The 19872-nt window shown below is 54.4% G+C and carries 22 protein-coding genes; 6 read left to right on the top strand and 16 right to left on the bottom strand.

The genetic code is table 11. The features are described from left to right. Positions 1-290: 290 nt before the first annotated feature. From pagP to tatE, 5 genes are all read left to right on the top strand, one after another. Positions 291-824, top strand: a complete 534-nt coding sequence (gene pagP / locus C1N58_RS12130) for a lipid IV(A) palmitoyltransferase PagP (protein WP_110267826.1) — start codon at positions 291-293, stop codon at positions 822-824. Between the two features lie 150 nt (positions 825-974). Next, entirely contained in the window at positions 975-1184 is a 210-nt protein-coding gene (gene cspE, locus C1N58_RS12125) for a transcription antiterminator/RNA stability regulator CspE (RefSeq protein ID WP_006118399.1), read from the top strand. Between the two features lie 311 nt (positions 1185-1495). Next, positions 1496-1927 (top strand): GNAT family N-acetyltransferase, encoded by a 432-nt coding sequence (locus C1N58_RS12120; RefSeq protein ID WP_033737452.1) that lies wholly within the window; start codon positions 1496-1498, stop codon positions 1925-1927. Positions 1928-1966: 39 nt separating this feature from the next. Beyond that, entirely contained in the window at positions 1967-2764 is a 798-nt protein-coding gene (locus C1N58_RS12115; protein ID WP_110267783.1) for a deaminated glutathione amidase, read from the top strand. 145 nt (positions 2765-2909) lie between these two features. Continuing rightward, a complete protein-coding gene (gene tatE / locus C1N58_RS12110) occupies positions 2910-3113 on the top strand; it encodes a twin-arginine translocase subunit TatE (protein ID WP_006118401.1) in 204 nt (67 codons plus the stop codon). A gap of 111 nt (positions 3114-3224) precedes the next feature. Here tatE and lipA read toward each other — a convergent pair whose 3' ends face one another. The 13 genes from lipA to leuS form a co-directional block, all read right to left on the bottom strand. Beyond that, positions 3225-4190, bottom strand: a complete 966-nt coding sequence (gene lipA / locus C1N58_RS12105; protein WP_394549812.1) for a lipoyl synthase — start codon at positions 4188-4190, stop codon at positions 3225-3227. 169 nt (positions 4191-4359) lie between these two features. Further along, positions 4360-5016, bottom strand: coding sequence for a lipoyl(octanoyl) transferase LipB (lipB, locus tag C1N58_RS12100; protein WP_006118403.1), 657 nt, complete (start codon positions 5014-5016; stop codon positions 4360-4362). A 173-nt stretch (positions 5017-5189) separates the two neighbouring features. Further along, entirely contained in the window at positions 5190-5453 is a 264-nt protein-coding gene (gene ybeD, locus C1N58_RS12095; protein WP_006118404.1) for a DUF493 family protein YbeD, read from the bottom strand. Positions 5454-5556: 103 nt separating this feature from the next. Continuing rightward, positions 5557-6768: a D-alanyl-D-alanine carboxypeptidase DacA gene (gene dacA, locus C1N58_RS12090; RefSeq protein WP_006118405.1), complete on the bottom strand. Its 1212-nt coding sequence runs from the start codon at positions 6766-6768 to the stop codon at positions 5557-5559. Positions 6769-6900: 132 nt separating this feature from the next. Then, positions 6901-8037 (bottom strand): endolytic peptidoglycan transglycosylase RlpA, encoded by a 1137-nt coding sequence (gene rlpA, locus C1N58_RS12085; protein WP_394564209.1) that lies wholly within the window; start codon positions 8035-8037, stop codon positions 6901-6903. A 10-nt stretch (positions 8038-8047) separates the two neighbouring features. Next, positions 8048-9160: a peptidoglycan glycosyltransferase MrdB gene (gene mrdB, locus C1N58_RS12080; RefSeq protein ID WP_006118407.1), complete on the bottom strand. Its 1113-nt coding sequence runs from the start codon at positions 9158-9160 to the stop codon at positions 8048-8050. Between the two features lie 8 nt (positions 9161-9168). After that, a complete protein-coding gene (mrdA, locus tag C1N58_RS12075; protein ID WP_394549810.1) occupies positions 9169-11073 on the bottom strand; it encodes a peptidoglycan DD-transpeptidase MrdA in 1905 nt (634 codons plus the stop codon). Positions 11074-11107: 34 nt separating this feature from the next. After that, positions 11108-11578 (bottom strand): 23S rRNA (pseudouridine(1915)-N(3))-methyltransferase RlmH, encoded by a 471-nt coding sequence (rlmH, locus tag C1N58_RS12070; protein ID WP_006118409.1) that lies wholly within the window; start codon positions 11576-11578, stop codon positions 11108-11110. A 3-nt stretch (positions 11579-11581) separates the two neighbouring features. Continuing rightward, a complete protein-coding gene (gene rsfS, locus C1N58_RS12065) occupies positions 11582-11899 on the bottom strand; it encodes a ribosome silencing factor (protein ID WP_006118410.1) in 318 nt (105 codons plus the stop codon). A gap of 90 nt (positions 11900-11989) precedes the next feature. Next, the gene (gene nadD, locus C1N58_RS12060; protein WP_394549809.1) at positions 11990-12631 is read right to left on the bottom strand and encodes a nicotinate-nucleotide adenylyltransferase; all 642 of its coding nucleotides are present in this window, start codon (positions 12629-12631) and stop codon (positions 11990-11992) included. Further along, on the bottom strand, positions 12624-13655 hold the full coding sequence (holA, locus tag C1N58_RS12055; RefSeq protein ID WP_394549808.1) for a DNA polymerase III subunit delta: 1032 nt from the start codon (positions 13653-13655) through the stop codon (positions 12624-12626). Before holA ends, nadD begins: the two co-directional genes overlap by 8 nt. After that, positions 13652-14251 carry an LPS assembly lipoprotein LptE gene (lptE, locus tag C1N58_RS12050; protein ID WP_394564208.1) on the bottom strand — a complete coding sequence of 200 codons (600 nt, stop codon included), beginning with the start codon at positions 14249-14251 and terminating at the stop codon, positions 13652-13654. The genes holA and lptE overlap by 4 nt, the downstream gene beginning before the upstream one ends. 14 nt (positions 14252-14265) lie before the next feature. Next, the gene (gene leuS, locus C1N58_RS12045; RefSeq protein ID WP_394549807.1) at positions 14266-16848 is read right to left on the bottom strand and encodes a leucine--tRNA ligase; all 2583 of its coding nucleotides are present in this window, start codon (positions 16846-16848) and stop codon (positions 14266-14268) included. Positions 16849-17070: 222 nt separating this feature from the next. On the opposite strand from leuS, the gene C1N58_RS12040 reads away from it, so the two are divergent. Continuing rightward, on the top strand, positions 17071-17553 hold the full coding sequence (locus C1N58_RS12040; RefSeq protein WP_006118415.1) for a zinc ribbon-containing protein: 483 nt from the start codon (positions 17071-17073) through the stop codon (positions 17551-17553). Positions 17554-17586: 33 nt separating this feature from the next. Here the strand turns inward: C1N58_RS12040 and C1N58_RS12035 are convergent, their stop codons facing one another. The 3 genes from C1N58_RS12035 to C1N58_RS12025 are packed head-to-tail and all read right to left on the bottom strand — an operon-like array spanning position 17587 to position 19730. Further along, positions 17587-18312, bottom strand: a complete 726-nt coding sequence (locus C1N58_RS12035; protein ID WP_039342886.1) for an amino acid ABC transporter ATP-binding protein — start codon at positions 18310-18312, stop codon at positions 17587-17589. Next, positions 18313-18990 carry a glutamate/aspartate ABC transporter permease GltK gene (gene gltK, locus C1N58_RS12030; RefSeq protein WP_006118417.1) on the bottom strand — a complete coding sequence of 226 codons (678 nt, stop codon included), beginning with the start codon at positions 18988-18990 and terminating at the stop codon, positions 18313-18315. Beyond that, positions 18990-19730: an amino acid ABC transporter permease gene (locus C1N58_RS12025; protein WP_006118418.1), complete on the bottom strand. Its 741-nt coding sequence runs from the start codon at positions 19728-19730 to the stop codon at positions 18990-18992. The genes gltK and C1N58_RS12025 overlap by 1 nt, the downstream gene beginning before the upstream one ends. Positions 19731-19872: the final 142 nt, after the last annotated feature.

The following is a 19872-nucleotide window of genomic DNA, read 5'->3' as shown; positions in this document are numbered from 1 at the left end:
CGGGTTTCTCAGTAAGCCCGGTTGTCTGTAAGTTGCTGTTTCGCTAGCTGAAGGGCAGGTAAGCGGCTATTTGCCCTTGCCGTTTGGGATGTGTTCAGATTTTTTACGTTAAAATTTCCCCACTTTTCCATAACATGAATGATAATTACATGCTGAAAATACCCGGAGAGGGACACGTATCCGGGATTGAGGCGTTTTTCCGTTACTGAGTTTCAGTGTGGAATACTGAATTTAATCGAAACGATACAGGTAGCATTGACGTGAATAAATCTCTTTTTTCAGGCCCCTTTTTGGCCCTGTTTGTCTCTTTTTCCCTCCAGGCCGCCACATTTACCCAGCAAATCAAATCCGGCTGGAACACCTTTAGCGATAATGTTCAGCAAACCTGGGAACAACCGCAGAGCATCGATCTTTATGTGCCTGCCATCACCTGGCACAACCGTTGGACCTATGACAGAGAGCATATTGATCGCTACAACGAACGTCCCTGGGGAGCGGGCGGTGGCGTTTCCCGTTACGACGAGAAAGGGAACTGGCATGGCCTTTATGCGATGGCGTTCAAAGACTCCTTTAATCATTGGGAACCCTTTACAGGCTATGGCTGGGAAGCGACCTGGCGCCCGCTCACTAATCAGGCATTTCATTATGGACTGGGCTATACGGTTGGGGTAACGGCAAGGGATAACTGGGGATATTATCCCATCCCGGCTATATTACCTCTGGCATCAGTAGGTTACGGCCCAGTGAACTTTCAAATGACTTACATTCCAGGGACTTATAACAACGGGAACGTGTATTTTGCCTGGGTGCGCTGGCAGTTTTAACTGTCCGCGCCAGTGAATAAGTCACCGAAGGGTAAATAAAATGGATATTTATCACTTTTTCATCAAATCAGGCTGGACAAAACCTTCAGCAATTGCTGTACTAGATGACGACACAGTTTAGTGTCCATTTTTCATGTAAAGGTAATATAGATGTCTAAGATTAAAGGTAACGTTAAGTGGTTTAATGAATCTAAAGGATTCGGTTTCATTACTCCTGAAGATGGCAGCAAAGATGTATTCGTACACTTCTCTGCGATCCAGAGCAATGGCTTCAAAACTCTGGCTGAAGGTCAGCGTGTAGAGTTTGAAATCACTGACGGCGCAAAAGGCCCATCTGCTGCTAACGTTATCAGTCTGTAAGTTAACAGTCAGAATTCTAAAAACCCGCCTTCTGGCGGGTTTTTTTATGCCTGCGTTAATCTGTTTTTTGCTGCGGCGAGAACCCTGCTTGCGGTGTTGCTCACTTTAACCTCACGAACGGCTGCTTTCCTGCTGCCTTTCTTAATCCAGTCAGCCGCTTATCCGCCGTCAGGACGGTATTTCAGCGCATAAATTGCGCTACCAGTCACAGATAGCTCTTGTAACATAATTATAACAACCTCCCGAGGCAGCATTTTCGGGCTGATCGGGTTATAACTACCTTTCTACATCGCAGAGGAAGAGGTGACAGGATGAATATTCGCCCCGCCCAGGCCAGGGACAGTTTCGTGTTGAGCGCGCTGTTAAGTGAATTAGGTTATGGCGGCACAGAGTCGTTTATTGAACAGCGCCTTGCCCAGTTGATAACCGATCCCAGTGAAACGCTGCTGGTGGCCGAACACGGTAATCAGGTGCTGGGTTTTCTCTCTATGCACTTCATCCCACAACTGGCCCTGGCCGGTGATTTTGCCCGTATCAGCTATTTTTGTATTGCCGATGGTGAGCGCAGCAAAGGGGTGGGACAGACGCTGCTTAAGCAGGCTGAAGCGCTGGCGGCGCAACATGGCTGTGATCGCATGGAAGTACATTGTCATGCGTCACGCCTTAAAGCCAACCAGTTTTATGGCCGCGAAGGGTATGTTGAATCACCGCGCTACCATGTGAAAGCCTTACAGCCATTATAAGCGCCACAGCAGGGCTGCTGTCGGCAGGGAGGATGACGAATGAAAGTCGCGCTGGGTCAGTTTGTCGTTAAACGGGAATGGCAGGAGAATGCGCAAGCCTGTATAAACATGATGGCACAAGCCCGGGAAGCCAGCGCCGATCTGCTGGTGCTACCGGAGGCCGTGCTGGCCACAGATATGACCAACCCTGACTGGATACGGGAAGCGGCCCAACCGCTGAACGGCCCGTTTCTGACCCAGTTACTGACCGCCAGCCAGGGGCAGGCGCTGACGACTGTGTTCGGGATGCATGTGCCGGGCGACAGCCATAAAGTCTTTAACGTTCTGGTGGCCATTCGCGACGGCAAGATTCTGGCGGAATACCGCAAGCTGCATCTGTACGACGCCTTTTCAATGCAGGAATCGGCGCGGGTTGAGGCCGGTCAGGACGTGCCGCCGTTGGTGCCCGTGGCGGGCATGAACGTTGGGCTGATGACCTGCTATGACGTGCGGTTTCCGGAAATGGCACGACGTCTGGTGCTGGATGGTGCTGACGTGCTGGTCGTGCCATCAGCATGGGTCAGAGGACCGCTAAAAGAGATGCACTGGGATTTACTCACCCGAACGCGAGCGCTGGAAAATACCTGTTATGTATTGGCGGTGGGCGAGTGCGGCGCACGTAATATTGGCAACAGTATGGTGATCGATCCGCTGGGCGTACCCATAAGTCGCGCCGCGGAGTCGCCTGCTTTGATCGTTGCCGATCTGGACCCACAGCGCATTGCGGCGGCGAGGGCTATGCTGCCGGTGCTGGAGAACCGTCGCTTTGCCCGGCCAGAGCTGGATCCGGCGCGTTGATCCCCGAGGCGCAGGGGAACGGGCAGGACGTAGCGCATAAAATGCGTCGGATGTTTTCTTACTCTGTTACAGATTCCGCTTGAGGTTGCCCCTAAACTGCGCCTAAATAGTCATTACCGTTATTCGTCAGATTATAAGGTTAAATATGGAAGGTATCAGTATTGCCAAGCTGCTGATTATCGGTGCGCTTATCGTACTGCTTTTTGGCACCAACAAGTTACGCTCTCTGGGTGGCGATCTGGGCTCCGCAATCAAAGGCTTTAAAAAGGCTATGAAAGACGAAGATTCCAGTGCAGCACGTACCTCAGCGGAAGAAACCCCTGCAGAACGCGTTTCTCATAAAGAGTAAGACCGCGTCAGAATGACAGAAGTGTTACTTTTTATTTCTGACTGCAGAAAAAAACCAGATTGCGGACAATCTGGTTTTTGTTTTTTCTGCACCTGACACAACGGCAAACACTTATTTCACTTCCAGCCCTTTTGCCTGCATATCCGCGTGATAAGAAGAACGCACAAAGGGTCCACAGGCCGCGTGGGTAAAGCCCATCGCCAGCGCTTCTTCTTTCATTTCATCGAACTCCGCCGGGCTGACATAACGCTGAACAGGTAAATGGTGGCGGCTGGGCTGCAAGTACTGTCCCAGAGTAAGCATTGTCACACCGTGACGACGCAGATCGCGCATGACCTCAATGATTTCAGCATTGGTTTCACCCAGACCAACCATTAAACCGGATTTCGTCGGTACATCAGGATGCGCCTCTTTAAAACGCTCCAGCAGCTTCAGCGACCATTCATAGTTGGCACCCGGACGCACCTGACGGTATACACGCGGCACGTTCTCAAGGTTGTGGTTAAACACATCCGGTGGGGCGGCGGTCAGAATCTCGAGCGCACGATCCATGCGACCACGGAAGTCGGGTACCAGCGTTTCGATCTTGATATTAGGGCTTTTTTCGCGGATGGCGGTAATACAGTCCGCAAAATGCTGAGCACCGCCGTCGCGCAGATCGTCGCGGTCCACGGAGGTGATTACCACATAGCGCAATGCCATGTCGGCAATGGTCTGTGCCAGCTTACCGGGTTCATTCGCGTCGGGCGCGTTGGGGCGACCGTGTGCCACATCGCAGAACGGGCAACGGCGGGTACAAATTGCACCCAGAATCATAAAGGTGGCGGTACCGTGGTTAAAGCATTCGGCAAGGTTAGGGCAGGAGGCTTCTTCACAAACAGAGTGCAGACCGTTTTTACGCATCGCCGCTTTAATGCCCTGAATACGACTGGAGTCCGCAGGCAGTTTGATTTTCATCCACTCCGGCTTGCGTAAGATTTCTTGCCGGTCAACGGCCACGGTTTTCACCGGGATCAGCGCCATTTTGTCTGCGTCACGGTATTTGACGCCGCGTTCCATCTGAATTGGTTTACTCATAAATCAGCAGGTTCCGGTCGGATTGCGATTTGAAAGCTGTCTCACTCAACCCGAGAAGGCGGCTTTCAACTTTATTTGAAAAAAGTGCAAAAATTATATCATCTCAGCGGCCAGGAAGCAGCCACAGACGTGCGTGATAAGTTACATATTTGTAAATACGCACGCACCGTCAAGGTAAGGCCGGTTCCGCCTCATGCCATTCCACCTGCTGATAACCTAACTGGCGGGCGAAGGTCTCGGCAAGCCGTGGGCGGACATCCGCCAGCGTGACCTCCGGGCAAAAATGTTTTAACTGCGTCATGTGCATGCCCGCGTAACCGCAGGGGTTGATACGCAAAAACGGGCTGAGATCCATATCGACATTGAGAGCCAGCCCATGAAACGAGCACCCTTTGCGAATGCGCAGGCCCAGCGAGCAGATTTTTTCTTCTCCGACATAAACGCCGGGTGCATCGGCGCGCGCCCGAGCCGCCACACCAAAGCTGTCCAGTACGGCGATCACCGTTTCTTCTAACGCGGTGACAAGCTGACGCACGCCGGTTTTGCGACGTTTAACATCGATCAGCACATACATGATCTGCTGACCCGGACCGTGATAGGTCACCTGGCCGCCGCGATCGCTCTGTACCACCGGAATCGAGCCGGGCATCAACAGGTGCTCGGCTTTGCCTGCCTGGCCCTGGGTAAAGACCGGCGGGTGTTCAACCAGCCAGACTTCATCACGGCTTTCAGCGTCGCGCTGGTCGGTGTAGCGATGCATCGCGTCTGAGGTTAACTGCCAGTCACATAAACCAGGCTGGCGAATAAGGAGCGTTTCAGCTGACAAAACGAATATCCGTTAAGAGGGCAGAGGCTGAGTATAACGCCGGCCGCGCGGAAGTGAAATGATGAGCGTAAAAGGAAGGCTGAGACGTTTTCCGCCGCACCGGCGCGGTCTGCAAACAAAAACGGGCCAGCCGGTAGCACCGACATGGCCCGTTGGCAGTATGACTGACAGTGTTACAACACCATGCGCACGATTTCAATTTTGCCCAGTTCTTCATACAGGGTTTCAACCTGTTCGATATGTGTCGCATTAATGGTGACGTTGACCGAGTGATAGTTACCCTTGCTGCTCGGTTTCACCTCAGGGCTGTAATCGCCGGGAGCATGGCGCTGCACCACTTCAAGCACCAAATCAACCAGCTCCGGTTGTGCCAGCCCCATCACTTTATAGGTAAACGGGGTTGGGAATTCGAGCAGTTCATTCAGTTTGGTTTTCATAATCACTCCGGTACTTAAAAAACAGGCTCCCGCCGAAGCGGGAGCATCATATTAACCTGTAATGGGGGCGAGGTGGCGGTTTTTCAACCGCCGCCATGCACCTTTAACCAAACCAGTGATGGAACATCAGTTTGATGTAGTCAACGATACGGCTAAAGAAGCCGCCTTCAGAGACTTCGTTCAGCACCACCAGAGGGCGTTGATCGATGGTTTTGCCATCTAACTGGAAGTTGATGCTGCCCACAACCTGATTTTTCTTCAACGGCGCATGCAGTTCAGTATTGCTCAGCACATAGCTGGCTTTCAGGTCTTTCATACGGCCACGAGGAATGGTCAGATACGCATCTTTTTCCACGCCCAGCTGTACGCGATCGCTGTTACCAAACCACACGGGCTCAGAGGCAAACTCTTTGCCGGCTTTCAACGGTGCAACCGTTTCAAAGAAGCGGAAGCCCCAGGTCAGCAGCTTTTTGCTTTCGGTTTCACGGCCCTTAAAGGTATGTCCACCCATTACGGCGGAAATCAGGCGCATCTGACCTTCTGTCGCAGAGGCAACCAGGTTATAGCCCGCCGCTGCGGTGTGGCCGGTTTTGATCCCGTCGACCGACAGACTGGTATCCCACAGAAGACCATTACGGTTCATCTGGCGAATGTTGTTGAAGGTAAACTCTTTTTCTTTGTAAACCGCATACTCTTCCGGCACATCACGGATAAGCGCCTGACCAATCAACGCCATATCACGGGCGGAGCTGTATTGGCCTTCGGCGTCCAGGCCATGGACGGTCTGGAAGTGCGTGTTCTGCAGACCCAGCGCTTTCACGTAGTTGTTCATCAGCCCTACGAAAGCATCCTGGCTGCCGGCAACATAGTCCGCCATCGCGACGCAGGCATCATTACCAGACTGCAGGACGATACCGCGCGTTAACTGAGAAACTGGTACGCGATCGCCGGGTTTCAGGAACATCAGTGATGATCCTTTAAAGACCGGATTGCCCGTTGCCCAGGCATCCTGACCAACAGTCACCATGTCGTCCTGATGAATTTTCCCGGCTTTCACTGCCTGACCGATCACGTAGCTGGTCATCATCTTCGTCAGACTGGCAGGATCGCGGCGTGCATCGGCGTTCTTTTCAGCCAGCACTTTGCCTGAGTTGTAGTCGATTAGAACGTAGGCTTCCGCATCAATATCCGGAACGCCCGGAATCATGGTCTTAAGATTGACATCATCAGCAATGGCGGCATGGCTGAGAGAGAAAGCGATCAGTGATCCCACTGTCAGGCGTTTTAACAAACGAGAAGGTTTCAGCGTGTTCATGTGTGGGACGACAACATCCATGGGTTTAGGGTTAAAAAAAGTCATTCATCATAACAAATGCCTGATTAACAGGCACCCGGCTTGATAACTGGGTTGTTAACAGACGTTACCAGTCATGAGTAAAGCTGTTGTTTAACGACCTGCGGTGGTCACAAAAGCCGCGCTCTGACCCTCACGGCTCAGGCGCTGCTGTAGCGCCACAGCTTCGGCACGGGTTTTGTAACCGCCGAGCTGTACGCGATAAACGTTGTTCCCCGCGTTTTCCACTGCGCCGGGTACGCCGAAGCGCTGGCGCAGACTGCTGAGCAACTGGCGCGCACGTGCTGCATCATTGATAGCGCTGACCTGGACGACATAGCCGGACAGCGAAGCGCTGCTGCTCTGGCTGGCTGAAGCGGCGTGAGGCGCGGCGGCGCTGGCAACCACCGGTGCGGCAGCGGCAGTGGCGGGGGCCGCCTCTGGCTCACTGCCTTCCAGAACACCGCTCGGTAAGGGCTGAGGGGCCCCCAGAAAACCACTGCTCTGAACGGGCGCGCCCATGGCATTGTCCGTTTTCAGCGTCGCATTACTGATGGGCGACACGTCCTGTGCGGCAGGTGCCGTTTCCATTGCCGGTGCCGTTTGCGTCTGACCGCCGCCGTTCATGACGGAGGGCGAACTCATGACGGGGCCGTTCAGATCGGGACGTGCGGGCAGGGCGTAACTCTGTTTTGCCACAACAGTGCCGATAGTACCCGGACCCGAGAGCGTGCCATCTGGCGCGACGCTGATGTAATCCACGCGGACGCGGGTGTTATTGGAGATGTTCAGACGATCGCCGGCCGCACGTGACAGATCGATAATGCGTCCTGGCGTGTAAGGGCCACGATCGTTAACGCGCACGACAATCTGACGTCCGTTGGCCAGATTCGTGACGCGCACATAACTTGGCAGCGGCAGTGTCGGATGCGCGGCGGTCAGGGCATCCGGATCAAAAGGCTCGCCGATGGCGGTACGGCTGCCCTGGGCTTCGTCACCATACCAGGCGGCCAAACCGACTTCACTGTAGTTAGCCGGATTTTTGATGATGTGATAAGTCTTGCCATTGACGCTGTAGTCCTGACTGGTCGACGGGTTGACCGGCTCATAACGCGGCTCAACGCCAGGAATTTCCACCACCGGGCCATTGTAGGCGGGCTGGGGTGGAGCACTCTGCTGTTGCGGTTCCTGAGTAGAACATGCAGCCAACACCATTGAAGCCAATACAACGCCAAGCCAGTCCTTACGCATCTGCGACCTCTTAAACACTTTTAGATAACATTTTTCGGTGTGTGTGGATCGACATTACGATGCCAAATCCCGCCATAAGCACAATAAGCGCCGAGCCGCCATAGCTGACCAGCGGCAGCGGAACGCCAACCACCGGTAAGATACCACTAACCATGCCAATGTTAACGAAAACATAGACGAATAAAATCAACATTAATCCGCCCGCCATGACGCGCCCAAAGGTGGTCTGTGCCCGGGCGGCGACGATCAGGCCGCGCATGATTAACAGCAGGTAGAGCACCAGCAGTAACAACACGCCAACCAGACCCAGCTCTTCGGCCAGCACGGCAAAAATAAAGTCCGTATGACGTTCCGGCAAGAATTCCAGCTGTGACTGTGTACCGTGCAGCCAGCCTTTACCGCGCAAGCCGCCGGAGCCAATGGCGATTTTTGACTGAATGATGTGATAGCCCGCGCCCAATGGGTCGCTTTCCGGATCAAGCAGCATCATCACGCGGTCTCGCTGATAATCATGCATCAGGAAGAACCACAGGATAGGAATAAAGGCTGCGACCAGCAGGACGGCAATGCCAATCAGTTTCCAGCTCATGCCCGACAGAAACAGCACAAACAGCCCGGACGCGGCGATGAGAATCGAGGTGCCGAGGTCAGGCTGTGCGGCCACCAGCAGTGTGGGAAGAAAAATCAGCACCAGCGCAATTGCGGTATTCTTCAGGGTAGGTGGACAGACATCGCGGTTAATAAAACGCGCCACCATTAACGGCACCGCAATTTTGGCGATCTCGGAAGGCTGAAAGCGGACAAACCCCAAATCCAGCCAGCGCTGTGCGCCTTTACTGATTTGCCCAAAAGCATCCACCGCGATCAGCAGAATGACGCAGATAATATACAGATAAGGTGCCCAGCCTTCATACACTCGCGGCGGGACCTGCGCCAGCACCAGCATAACCACTAATCCCATGGCGATCTGGCCCAGTTTACGTTCCATCATGCCGGGATCCTGGCCGCTGGCACTCCAGATAACAATGGCGCTGTAGGTCAGTAGCGCAAGGATGATCAGCATAAACAGCGGATCAATGTGCATGCGCATCCAGATCGTCCGCTTCTGCGGGCTGTCATTCATCGACATGATTATTCACCTTCATAGCCAGGTGGTGTAGGCGCAGCATCCGGCAGGACAGTATTGTTATCGCCTAACATAATGTGATCCAGAATCTGGCGCATGACCGTGCCCACTGCCGGACCGGCCCCGCCGTTTTCCAGAATCATGGTGACGGCAACGCGTGGTTTATCGTAAGGCGCGAAAGCGGTCATCAGCTTATGGTCACGTAAGCGTTCAGCGATTTTATGCGCATTATACGTTTCGTTCTCTTTCAGACCGAAGACCTGTGCGGTACCGGACTTCGCGGCAATTTTGTAAGGCGCATCGGCAAAGCTTTTGTGGGCCGTGCCGTTTGGCCGGTTGGCGACGCCGTACATGCCGTCTTTGGCAATTTCCCAGTAGCCAGAGTGGATATCGCCAATCGGCTGGGAAGGCGGCTGACGATAAGGCACCAGCGTACGGCCTTCACGGGTCGCGCGCAGCAAATGCGGCACTTTGATGATGCCGTCGTTGATAAGAATCATCATCGCTTTGTTCATCTGCAACGGTGTCGCTGTCCAGTAACCCTGACCGATGCCGACTGGAATGGTATCGCCTTGATACCAGGGCTTTTTAAAGCGACGCATTTTCCAGTCACGCGTCGGCATGTTGCCAGCGCTTTCCTGAGGCAGGTCAACGCCGGTGCGCATGCCATAGCCAAATTTCGTCATCCACTCCGACAGACGATCGATGCCCATGTCATAGGCAACCTGATAAAAGAAGGTATCAGCGGACTCTTCCAGCGATTTGGTGACATTCAGGCGACCATGTCCCCATTTTTTCCAGTCACGGTAGCGTTTCTCGGAGCCGGGGAGTTGCCACCAGCCAGGATCGAACAGGCTGGTATTACGGTTAATCACCCCCGCACTCAGGGCGGAGACGGCAACATAGGGTTTAACGGTAGAAGCAGGCGGATAAGCGGCCTGAATCGCACGGTTATAGAGTGGGCGATTTTCATCGTTCAGCAAGCCGCGATAGTCTTTGCTGGAAATGCCGTCAACGAACAGGTTGGGATCGTAGCTGGGGGTCGACACCATCGCCAGAATCTCACCGGTGCGCGGATCGCTGACCACGACCGCTGCACGACTACCGGCCAGCAGCGTCTCGATATACTGCTGCAGTTTGAGATCGATAGTCAGATAAATATCACGACCGGCCTGGGGCGACTGCTCGTGCAACTGCCGTATGACCCGGCCACGGTTGTTAACTTCGACCTCTTCATAGCCGGTTTTGCCATGCAGCAGGTCTTCGTAATAGGCTTCGATACCGAGTTTGCCGATATCATGCGTTGCCGCATAGTTGGGCCATTTTCCCTCTTTATCCAGACGGGCCACGTCGCGGTCGTTAATTTTCGACACATAGCCCACAACATGAGTCAGTGTCTGGCCATAGGGATAATAGCGGCGCTGGTAGCCTTTCACTTCTACGCCAGGAAAGCGATACTGATTCACCGCAAAGCGCGCCACCTGCACCTCATTCAACCCGGTTTTAACCGGAATCGACGTGAAGCGGCGCGAACGTTTACGCTCTTTTTCAAACGCCTCGATATCCTCATCGGTGAGTTCGAGGACCGGACGCAAATTTTGCAGGGTTTGTTTCAGGTCATCGACCTTTTCCGGCACCAGTTCCGCCTGATAAATGGTCCGGTTCAGGGCCAGCGGCGTACCCGTGCGGTCATAGATGATGCCGCGGCTGGGCGCGACCGGCACCAGTTTGATTCGGTTTTCGTTGGAGCGGGTACTGTAATCGTCGAAACGTAAAATCTGCAGGTGATAGAGATTAACCACCAGCACGGAGGAGAGCAGTAAGACGCCGACAAAAGCAATATAAGCCCTGCGGACAAAGACTTTTTGTTCGGCGCTGTAATCGCGAAAGGCGTTGCTTTGTAATTTCATCCGCTACTTGTAATGTCTGGAGTGAGCTTATCGGTTATTCACGATGATAAGGATGATTTGTCGTAATGCTCCATGCGCGATAGAGGCTTTCGGCAACCAGCACGCGCACCAGCGGATGAGGCAACGTTAAGGCCGAAAGCGACCAGCTCTGTTCCGCCGCCGCTTTGCAGGCTGGCGCTAACCCTTCCGGGCCGCCAATCAGCAGGCTGACATCGCGGCCATCCTGTTTCCAGCGTTCCAGCTGTTGGGCCAACTGTGGGGTTTCCCAGGGCTGTCCGGGAATATCCAGCGTGACAATCCGGTTGCCTTTACCTGTGGCGGCCAGCATCGCTTCACCTTCCTTTTCCAGGATGCGTTTGATGTCGGCATTTTTACCCCGTTTGCCCGCCGGAACTTCCGTCAGTTCAAACGGCATGTCTTTGGGAAAACGACGCAGGTATTCCATAAAACCGGTCTGCACCCAGTCAGGCATTTTGGTGCCGACGGCAACAAGCTGCAATTTCACCGCTTAACCCCAGAGCTTTTCCAGTTCATATAACTGACGGCTCTCTTCCTGCATCACATGCACGATGACTTCACCGAGGTCGACCACAACCCAGTCAGCGGCCGTCTTGCCTTCAACGCCCAGCGGCATCAGGCCGGCGGCGCGGGATTCCTGCTCAACGTGTTCAGCGATTGAGGTAACGTGGCGCGTCGAGGTGCCGGTGCAGATGATCATGAAATCAGTAATGCTTGATTTACCCTGAACGTCGAGGGTGACGATGTTCTGACCTTTCAAATCATCAATCTTATCAACAACGAACTCTTGGAGTGCTTTACCTTGCAAAAGGTTCCCCTTTAAAAACTGGTGAGAGCGGGCTGGCTGACGCCCGGGATACAGCCGAAAAATTTAGCGGCGTAGTATATCACGCCCATATCAGTCGCGATATAAGCCGGCGCGGTCGATATAGTCGATTACCGAGGCGGGCAGTAAATCGTCACAGGCGAGATGTTGATGACGACGCTTGCGAATTTCGGTAGCTGAAATGGCATAGAGCGGGGTTTCTGCCAGCCAGATGCCGCCGGCCGGACGCTGCTGCAGTTCCTGAGGATCGTGGATCACGTGTCTGTCCAGCCAGTCCTGCATGTCCGGCGTCGCCATCTCAGTCGGATAGCCTGGTCGCTGGCACACCAGCAGATGACACAGGCTCAGTAAATCCTGCCAGCGATGCCATTTTGCAAGCGTCAGTAATGAGTCCTGACCGATAATAAACCCTAACGGCTGATCGCCACGTTCAGCCCGTATGGCTTCTAACGTATCGACAGTCCATGAGGGCGTGTCCCGTTGCAGTTCGCGCGTATCGATATCAAAAAGCGGCAGATCGCGAATAGCGCACCGCAGCATCGCCAGGCGCTGTTGCGGACTGGCTTCCGGCTGCGGCCGGTGCGGCGGCACATTGTTGGGCAACAGGGTAACCCGGGCCAGGCCAGTTTGCTGCGCCAGCGCTTCTGCCGGGCGTAAATGGCCGAAATGGATCGGGTCGAAGGTGCCGCCAAACAGGGCGTGTAAATCAGACATGGGCAAAACTCGCGGGAAAAGCACGGTTGGCAATCAGCATTGACAGCGTTTGCAACTGTGGCCAGACCGATTGTCCATAATCCTGTTTCAGCGTAATTTCGATTTGCGTCAACAGATGGATTGCCTGTTGTAAGCGCGCTGCATCAAGGCGCTGCAACGCCTCAGTAAAGAGAGGACGGCGATTTTGCCAGATGCGCTGTTGATCCATCAGTGTACGCAGAGGTTGCTGTGTCTGATGACGTCGCAGGTGCAGCAGAGTCATCAGATCGCGCTGCAGCGTCCGCAGCAATATCGTCACTTCGCTGTCTTCACTTTCCAACTGTTGCAGGATATGCAGTGCGCGACGGCTCTTGCCTGCCAGTAGCGCGTCGACCCAGTGATAAGGCGTAAAGTGCGCGGCATCACTGACTGCGGCTTCAACGCGCGGTAGCGTGAGCTTGCCATCAGGCCACTGAAGAGACAGACGTTCAAGTGCCTGCGCCAGCGCCAGCAGGTTACCTTCGTAGCAGTAACAGAGTAGCTGGACCGCCGCATCGTCGATCGCGAGCTTCATCGCTTTGGCCCGGCTGGTGACCCAGCGCGGCAGTTGCGCCTGCTCCGGCGTCTGGCAGGGGACCAGCACTGCATGGGCTGACAGCGCTTTAAACCAGGCGCTGTTTTCCTGCGCTTTGCTGAGTTTCGCCATCCGGCAAATCAGCAAAATATCCTCATGAAGCAGCGAGGCGAGCGTGATCAGATGTTCGGCGATGGCGGCATTGGGGCCATTTTCAGGAAACTGCAATGTAAGCGTCTGTCGCTGAGTAAACAGGCTCATTGACTGGCAACTGACAAACAGGCTGTCCCAGTCTGTTTGTGCATCCAGGGTAAAACTCATATGTTCTTCAAAGCCCTGCGCCACGGCGCTGGCGCGAATGGCATCCGCACTTTCCTGCAACAACAGAGGTTCATTGCCGGTTAATAAATAACAGGCGCGCAGCCCCTCACGGAGCTGCGCGCTGAGTTGTTCCGGATAAATCCTGATCATTGCGTCAGGGGTGCCGCGGAAGAGGCCGTTCCCGCAGCAGAGTGAACCGGTTTTGCCACCGTTGACGAAGAGGATGTCTGCGGGCTGTCCATCTGGGCCGCATGTACCGCCAACAGCTTACGAACCAGTTGTTCGGCTGCACGTTGACGCATCTCCTGGGTGATCATGTCCTGTTCCGCATCTTTCGCCAGGGCCGCGTTCGGGTTATCAAAGAACGAGCGATAAACGGTCGTGCTGATAGGGTAGATCCCTTTGTTGGGAATCAAGACCTGAGCCGTAACCACCATCGCCATCTGATATTCAGCGGTGGTGCCGCTGATGAAGACGGATGCGGTGCTTCGACCCTGAGATTCCCCGCCCAGACGCAGGGTCGGTACGACCATGCTGTTTTTCTGCGTCGCTTCAACGATGTTAACGTTGTTGATTCGCAACTGCTGACGCACCACGCGCGTCAGCGGCCCGTAAGGATCGCCCGTTTCTAAGACCAGCGTTCGCAGTTCCGTCGGCACCTGAGTGGTGCCGCGCGGGTGAAAACCACAGCCAGCGGTGATCAACGCCGCCAGCATGACAAACAACCTGATAATCGGATGTCGCACAGTTCCTCCTGAACTTAACCCACAACCAGGTTAAGCAGTTTGCCCGGTACATAAATGACTTTACGAATGCTCACACCATCAAGGTATTTCGCCACCAGGGGCTCCTCAGCAGCGCGCGCCTGAACCTGCTCCTGTGTAGCCTCGGCTGCCACAGTAATTTTACCCCGCACTTTACCGTTGACCTGCACCACGATCAGCAGAGAATCTTCGACCATTGCGGCGTCATCTGCCACTGGCCATTCCGCATTGTCGATAGTGCCTTCGCCGCCCAGCGTCTGCCACAGCACGTAGCTGGCATGCGGGGTGAACGGATACAGCAAACGCGTCACGGCCAGTAAGGCCTCCTGCATCAACGCACGATCCTGCTCGCTGTCCTGCGGCGCACGCGCCAGCTTGTTCATCAGCTCCATGACCGCCGCAATCGCGGTGTTAAAGGTCTGGCGACGACCAATATCATCCGACACTTTGGCAATGGTTTTGTGCAGGTCGCGGCGCAACGCTTTCTGATCGTCATTCAGGCTGGCGACGTCCAGGGCAACCGTTGCACCTTTCTGTGAATGATCGTAGACCAGTTTCCAGACACGTTTCAGGAAGCGATTTGCCCCTTCCACACCGGATTCCTGCCACTCCAGCGTCATATCCGCAGGCGAGGCAAACATCATGAACAGACGGACGGTATCGGCGCCATAGCGCTCAACCATCAGCTGGGGATCGATGCCGTTGTTTTTCGACTTGGACATTTTGCTCATGCCCGCGTAAATCACCTCGCGGCCCTGAGTATCTAAGGCTTTAACAATGCGGCCTTTCTCATCGCGCTCGACGGTCACGTCAACCGGCGAAACCCAGTTACGTTCGCCGTTAACGCCCAGATAATAGAACGCATCCGCTAACACCATGCCCTGGCACAGCAGACGTTTGGCTGGCTCATTCGAATTCACCAGGCCTGCATCACGCAGCAGTTTATGGAAGAAGCGGAAATACATCAGGTGCATGATGGCGTGTTCGATACCGCCGACATATTGATCTACCGGCAGCCAGTAGTTTGCTGCAGCCGGATCCAGCATACCGTCCTTGTAGTCGGCACAGGTATAACGCGCGTAGTACCACGACGATTCCATAAAGGTGTCAAAGGTATCAGTTTCGCGCAGCGCAGGCTGACCGTTCACGGTGGTTTTTGCCCAGTCCGGATCGGCTTTAATCGGACTGGTAATGCCGTCCATAACCACATCTTCCGGCAGAATCACCGGTAACTGGTCTTCTGGTGTCGGCATGACGGTGCCATCTTCCAGGGTTACCATCGGAATCGGCGCGCCCCAGTAACGCTGACGAGAAACGCCCCAGTCGCGCAGGCGATAGTTGACTTTACGCTCGCCAACGCCTTTTGCCGCCAGCGCATCTGCAATGGCGTTAAAACCGGCACTGTGATCCAGGCCGCTGCACTCGGCAGAGTTAAACAGCGTACCTTTGTCGGTCATCGCGGCGGCGCTGACGTCAGGCTCGCTGCCGTCCAGATTGAGGATAACCGGTTTGATCGGCAGATCGTATTTGGTCGCAAATTCCCAGTCGCGCTGGTCATGCGCCGGCACGGCCATGACCGCACCCGTACCGTATTCCATCAGGACGAAGTTCGCGACCCAGACAGGCAGGCGTTCACCCGTTAACGGATGCACGACAGACAGGCCTGTCGCCATGCCTTTCTTTTCCATGGTGGCCATATCGGCTTCGGCTACCTTGGTGTTGCGGCATTCTGCGATAAAATCAGCCAGAGCAGGGTTGCTGGCCGCCGCCTGTGCCGCCAGCGGATGACCGGCGGCGACAGCGACATAGGTCGCGCCGTAGAAGGTGTCCGGACGCGTGGTATAAACCGTCACTTTTTCGCTGCTGTCTGCCACGTCAAAGGTGATTTCCACCCCTTCAGAACGGCCGATCCAGTTACGCTGCATGGTTTTGACCTGCTCAGGCCACTCTTCCAGCGTATCCAGATCGTTTAACAGCTCTTCGGCGTAATCAGTGATTTTAATGAACCACTGTGGGATCTCTTTGCGCTCGACTTTGGTGTCACAGCGCCAGCAGCAGCCATCGATAACCTGCTCGTTGGCCAGTACGGTCTGATCGTTCGGGCACCAGTTCACCGCCGAGGTTTTTTTGTACACCAGGCCTTTTTCATACAGTTTGGTGAAGAACCACTGTTCCCAGCGGTAATACTCCGGTTGACAGGTCGCCAGCTCGCGGCTCCAGTCATAGCCAAATCCCAGCAGCTTAAGCTGGTTTTTCATGTACGCGATGTTGTTATAAGTCCAGGGCGCCGGCGCGGTATTGTTTTTGACCGCCGCGCCTTCCGCAGGCAGACCGAAGGCGTCCCAGCCAATTGGCTGCAGCACGTTTTTGCCGAGCATGCGCTGATAACGCGCAATGACGTCGCCGATGGTGTAGTTACGAACGTGGCCCATGTGCAGGCGGCCAGAAGGATAGGGCAGCATAGACAGGCAGTAGTACTTCTCTTTGCCTTCCTGCTCAGTCACTTTAAACGTTTCGTTTTCATCCCACTGCTGCTGAACGCGGGATTCAATCTCTTCCGGGCGGTATTGCTCTTGCATGGCTGCCTGTGGTCCTTAATAGATGACACTTTGCTGACTTTACGATCCGCATAGCATACCCATAAGGCCGCACATCAACAACACTTCCCACTTTTACGGGGGCGATTTATCGTCAACGCATCCCTGCTTTCACTCTTTTACGCTTCCTTACCCAGCGAGCCGGGCAAATGTGACAAAGTAGCTAAACTTAGTACAGGTACTGAGCGCAAAAAGGAGAATAAAATGAATAAAGTGGCCCAGGAATATCACGCCTCACTGGCGGTATTAACCGAACGTCTTCGCCACGGCGATCGCGATCTGGATACGTTAGTTGACGATCGGCGCCGTCATTTACAAGCGCACTCCGATCTGACGCCGGACGAAATCGATCGGGCGCTGACGTCGGTGCGTCGCGATCTGGCAGAGTTTGGCCGTAACTATGCAGAGGCGGAAGAGCCGGTCGCCGACTCCGTTTTTATGCGCGTGATTCGGGAAAGCATCTGGAAGGAGCTGGCAGATATTACGGATAAAAGCCAGTTAGAGTGGCGTGAGGTTTTTCAGGATTTGCAACATCACGGTGTGTACCAAAGTGGTGAGGTGGTGGGCCTGGGCAATCTGGTCTGCGAAAAATGCCACTTCACTCGCGCCATTTATACGCCGGAAACGCTGTCACGTTGCCCCGAATGCAATCACGATCAGTTTTATCGTCAGCCTTTTGAGCCGTAGAAGAAGCAGGCGGGCTTTGTGCCCGCCTGACGTTTAGTGCAGAATTTTTGCCAGGAAATCCTTTGCCCGCTCAGACTGTGGATTATTAAAGAAGTCATCTTTATGGGTGTCTTCGATAATTTTTCCTTCGTCCATAAAGATCACCCGATTGGCCACCTTACGGGCGAAGCCCATTTCATGTGTCACGACCATCATGGTCATGCCTTCCTGGGCCAGTTCGACCATAACGTCCAGCACTTCATTGATCATTTCGGGATCGAGTGCGGAGGTCGGCTCATCAAACAGCATGGCAATCGGATCCATACAGAGTGCCCGCGCAATCGCGACACGCTGCTGCTGACCGCCCGAGAGCTGGCCGGGAAACTTATCCGCATGCGCTGACAGGCCCACGCGAGTCAGCAATTTGAGGCCTTTCTCGCGGGCGGCGGTTTTGTCGCGCTTTAAGACTTTGACCTGCGCCAGCACCAGGTTATCAATAATGCTCAGGTGAGGGAACAGTTCGAAGTGCTGAAACACCATGCCGACCTTACTGCGCAGTTTGGCCAGATTGGTTTTTTTATTGTTCACTTCAGTACCGTTTACCGTAATGCTGCCCTGTTGCACAGGTTCCAGGCCATTCACGGTTTTGATCAGGGTCGATTTGCCCGAGCCTGACGGCCCGCATACCACAACCACTTCACCGGTCTTGACTTCGGTAGAGCAGTCGGTCAGCACCTGAAATTGACCATACCACTTAGAAACGTTTTTCAGGCTAATCATTTAAACCGTCCTTTTTCTTTTTAGATAGCTGACCAACAGTGACGCGCTCAGGCTGATCACGAAGTAGACCAGACCGGCAAACAACACCATCTCAACCTGGGTACCGTCACGCTCACCGATGGTGGAGGCGGTGCGGAAGAAGTCCGCCAGGCTCAGCACATACACTAACGAGGTATCCTGGAACAGGACGATGCCCTGGGTCAGTAACAGCGGAACCATGGCACGAAACGCCTGAGGCAGAATCACCAGGCGCATGGACTGCCACTGCGTCATGCCCAGCGCCAGCGCCGCGCTGGATTGCCCACGCGCAATACTGATGATGCCGGCGCGAATGATTTCCGAATAATACGCCGCTTCGAACAGCGAAAAGGCGACCATTGCCGAAATCAAACGAATGTCGGTTTTAGGGGAAATACCCAGCACCTGCTGCAGGAAACTCGGCACCACCAGATAAAACCACAGCAGGACCATAACCAGCGGTACCGAACGGAACAGGTTAACGTACAGTTTGGCAAACCAGCTGATGGGCCTGAAGGTCGACAAACGCATCACCGCCAGCAGCGTGCCCCACAGGATGCCAAAGACCACCGCCGTAAGGGTGATTTTAAAGGTAATGACCAGACCATTAAGCAGGTAAGGCAGGCTGGGAGGAATGGAACTCCAGTCAAACGCGTACATCACTTGCCTCCCATATTGCCGGGCAGACGCACTTTGCGCTCAACCAGGCTCATTAAAAACATAATCACCAGGTTGATGGCAATGTAGGCCAGCGTAATGGCCGTAAACGATTCATAGGCGTGTGCGGAATAGTCCAGCAGCTTGCCCGCCTGCGCAGCCATGTCCACCAGGCCGATCGTCGACGCAATCGCCGAGTTTTTAACCAGGTTAAGCATTTCTGACGTCATTGGCGGCACAATCACGCGGTAAGCATTAGGAAGCAACACATAGCGATAGGTTTGCGGCAGCGTCAGGCCCATTGCCAGCCCGGCATTCTTTTGTCCCCGCGGCAAAGACTGAATCGCCGCGCGCACCTGCTCGCAGACGCGTGCGGCGGTAAACAGGCCCAGACAGATCACCGACGAGATAAAGAACTGCAGGTTGGGATCCAGCTCCGACTTAAACCACATGCCAAGCTTCTGACCAACCAGCTCTGGCGCCACCAGATACCAGAAGAAGAACTGCACGATCAGGGGGATGTTACGAAACAATTCCACATAGCAGGTGCCAATCGTTGCCAGCAGCCGATTAGGCACGGTACGCAGAATGCCAAAGAATGAACCTACGCAGAAAGCGATAATCCAGGCACAGCAGGAGACAGCAATTGTCACCTGAAAACCGGACCACAACCAGCCGAGATAGGTGGTATTTCCGAACGGGGCCTGTTCGAGAAAAATGCCCCAGTTCCAATCGATACCCATAACGAACTCCGGTAAAAAAGGGTAGCAGAGCTACCCTGAAGATTGATGAACGGCTTAATGCGCCTGAGTCAGGGGAACGACCCGATCAGGCGGTCTGTCCACGCCGCGGTTTCAGCAATCGAGAGGGCGACAGCGCCGCCCT

This window comes from Pantoea sp. SGAir0180, assembly GCF_043546245.1.
This window is presented reverse-complemented; position numbering and strand designations above follow the sequence as displayed.

Excerpts from the sequence above, each read along its gene's own strand:
- cspE (WP_006118399.1), top strand. The coding sequence starts at position 975 with ATGTCTAAGATTAAAGGTAACGTTAAGTGGTTTAATGAATCTAAAGGA.
- C1N58_RS12120 (WP_033737452.1), top strand. The coding sequence starts at position 1,496 with ATGAATATTCGCCCCGCCCAGGCCAGGGACAGTTTCGTGTTGAGCGCG.
- C1N58_RS12115 (WP_110267783.1), top strand. The coding sequence starts at position 1,967 with ATGAAAGTCGCGCTGGGTCAGTTTGTCGTTAAACGGGAATGGCAGGAG.
- tatE (WP_006118401.1), top strand. The coding sequence starts at position 2,910 with ATGGAAGGTATCAGTATTGCCAAGCTGCTGATTATCGGTGCGCTTATC.
- lipA (WP_394549812.1), bottom strand. The coding sequence starts at position 4,190 with ATGAGTAAACCAATTCAGATGGAACGCGGCGTCAAATACCGTGACGCA.
- ybeD (WP_006118404.1), bottom strand. The coding sequence starts at position 5,453 with ATGAAAACCAAACTGAATGAACTGCTCGAATTCCCAACCCCGTTTACC.
- dacA (WP_006118405.1), bottom strand. The coding sequence starts at position 6,768 with ATGAACACGCTGAAACCTTCTCGTTTGTTAAAACGCCTGACAGTGGGA.
- rlpA (WP_394564209.1), bottom strand. The coding sequence starts at position 8,037 with ATGCGTAAGGACTGGCTTGGCGTTGTATTGGCTTCAATGGTGTTGGCT.
- mrdB (WP_006118407.1), bottom strand. The coding sequence starts at position 9,160 with ATGAATGACAGCCCGCAGAAGCGGACGATCTGGATGCGCATGCACATT.
- mrdA (WP_394549810.1), bottom strand. The coding sequence starts at position 11,073 with ATGAAATTACAAAGCAACGCCTTTCGCGATTACAGCGCCGAACAAAAA.
- nadD (WP_394549809.1), bottom strand. The coding sequence starts at position 12,631 with ATGTCTGATTTACACGCCCTGTTTGGCGGCACCTTCGACCCGATCCAT.
- holA (WP_394549808.1), bottom strand. The coding sequence starts at position 13,655 with ATGATCAGGATTTATCCGGAACAACTCAGCGCGCAGCTCCGTGAGGGG.
- leuS (WP_394549807.1), bottom strand. The coding sequence starts at position 16,848 with ATGCAAGAGCAATACCGCCCGGAAGAGATTGAATCCCGCGTTCAGCAG.
- C1N58_RS12040 (WP_006118415.1), top strand. The coding sequence starts at position 17,071 with ATGAATAAAGTGGCCCAGGAATATCACGCCTCACTGGCGGTATTAACC.
- C1N58_RS12035 (WP_039342886.1), bottom strand. The coding sequence starts at position 18,312 with ATGATTAGCCTGAAAAACGTTTCTAAGTGGTATGGTCAATTTCAGGTG.
- gltK (WP_006118417.1), bottom strand. The coding sequence starts at position 18,990 with ATGTACGCGTTTGACTGGAGTTCCATTCCTCCCAGCCTGCCTTACCTG.
- C1N58_RS12025 (WP_006118418.1), bottom strand. The coding sequence starts at position 19,730 with ATGGGTATCGATTGGAACTGGGGCATTTTTCTCGAACAGGCCCCGTTC.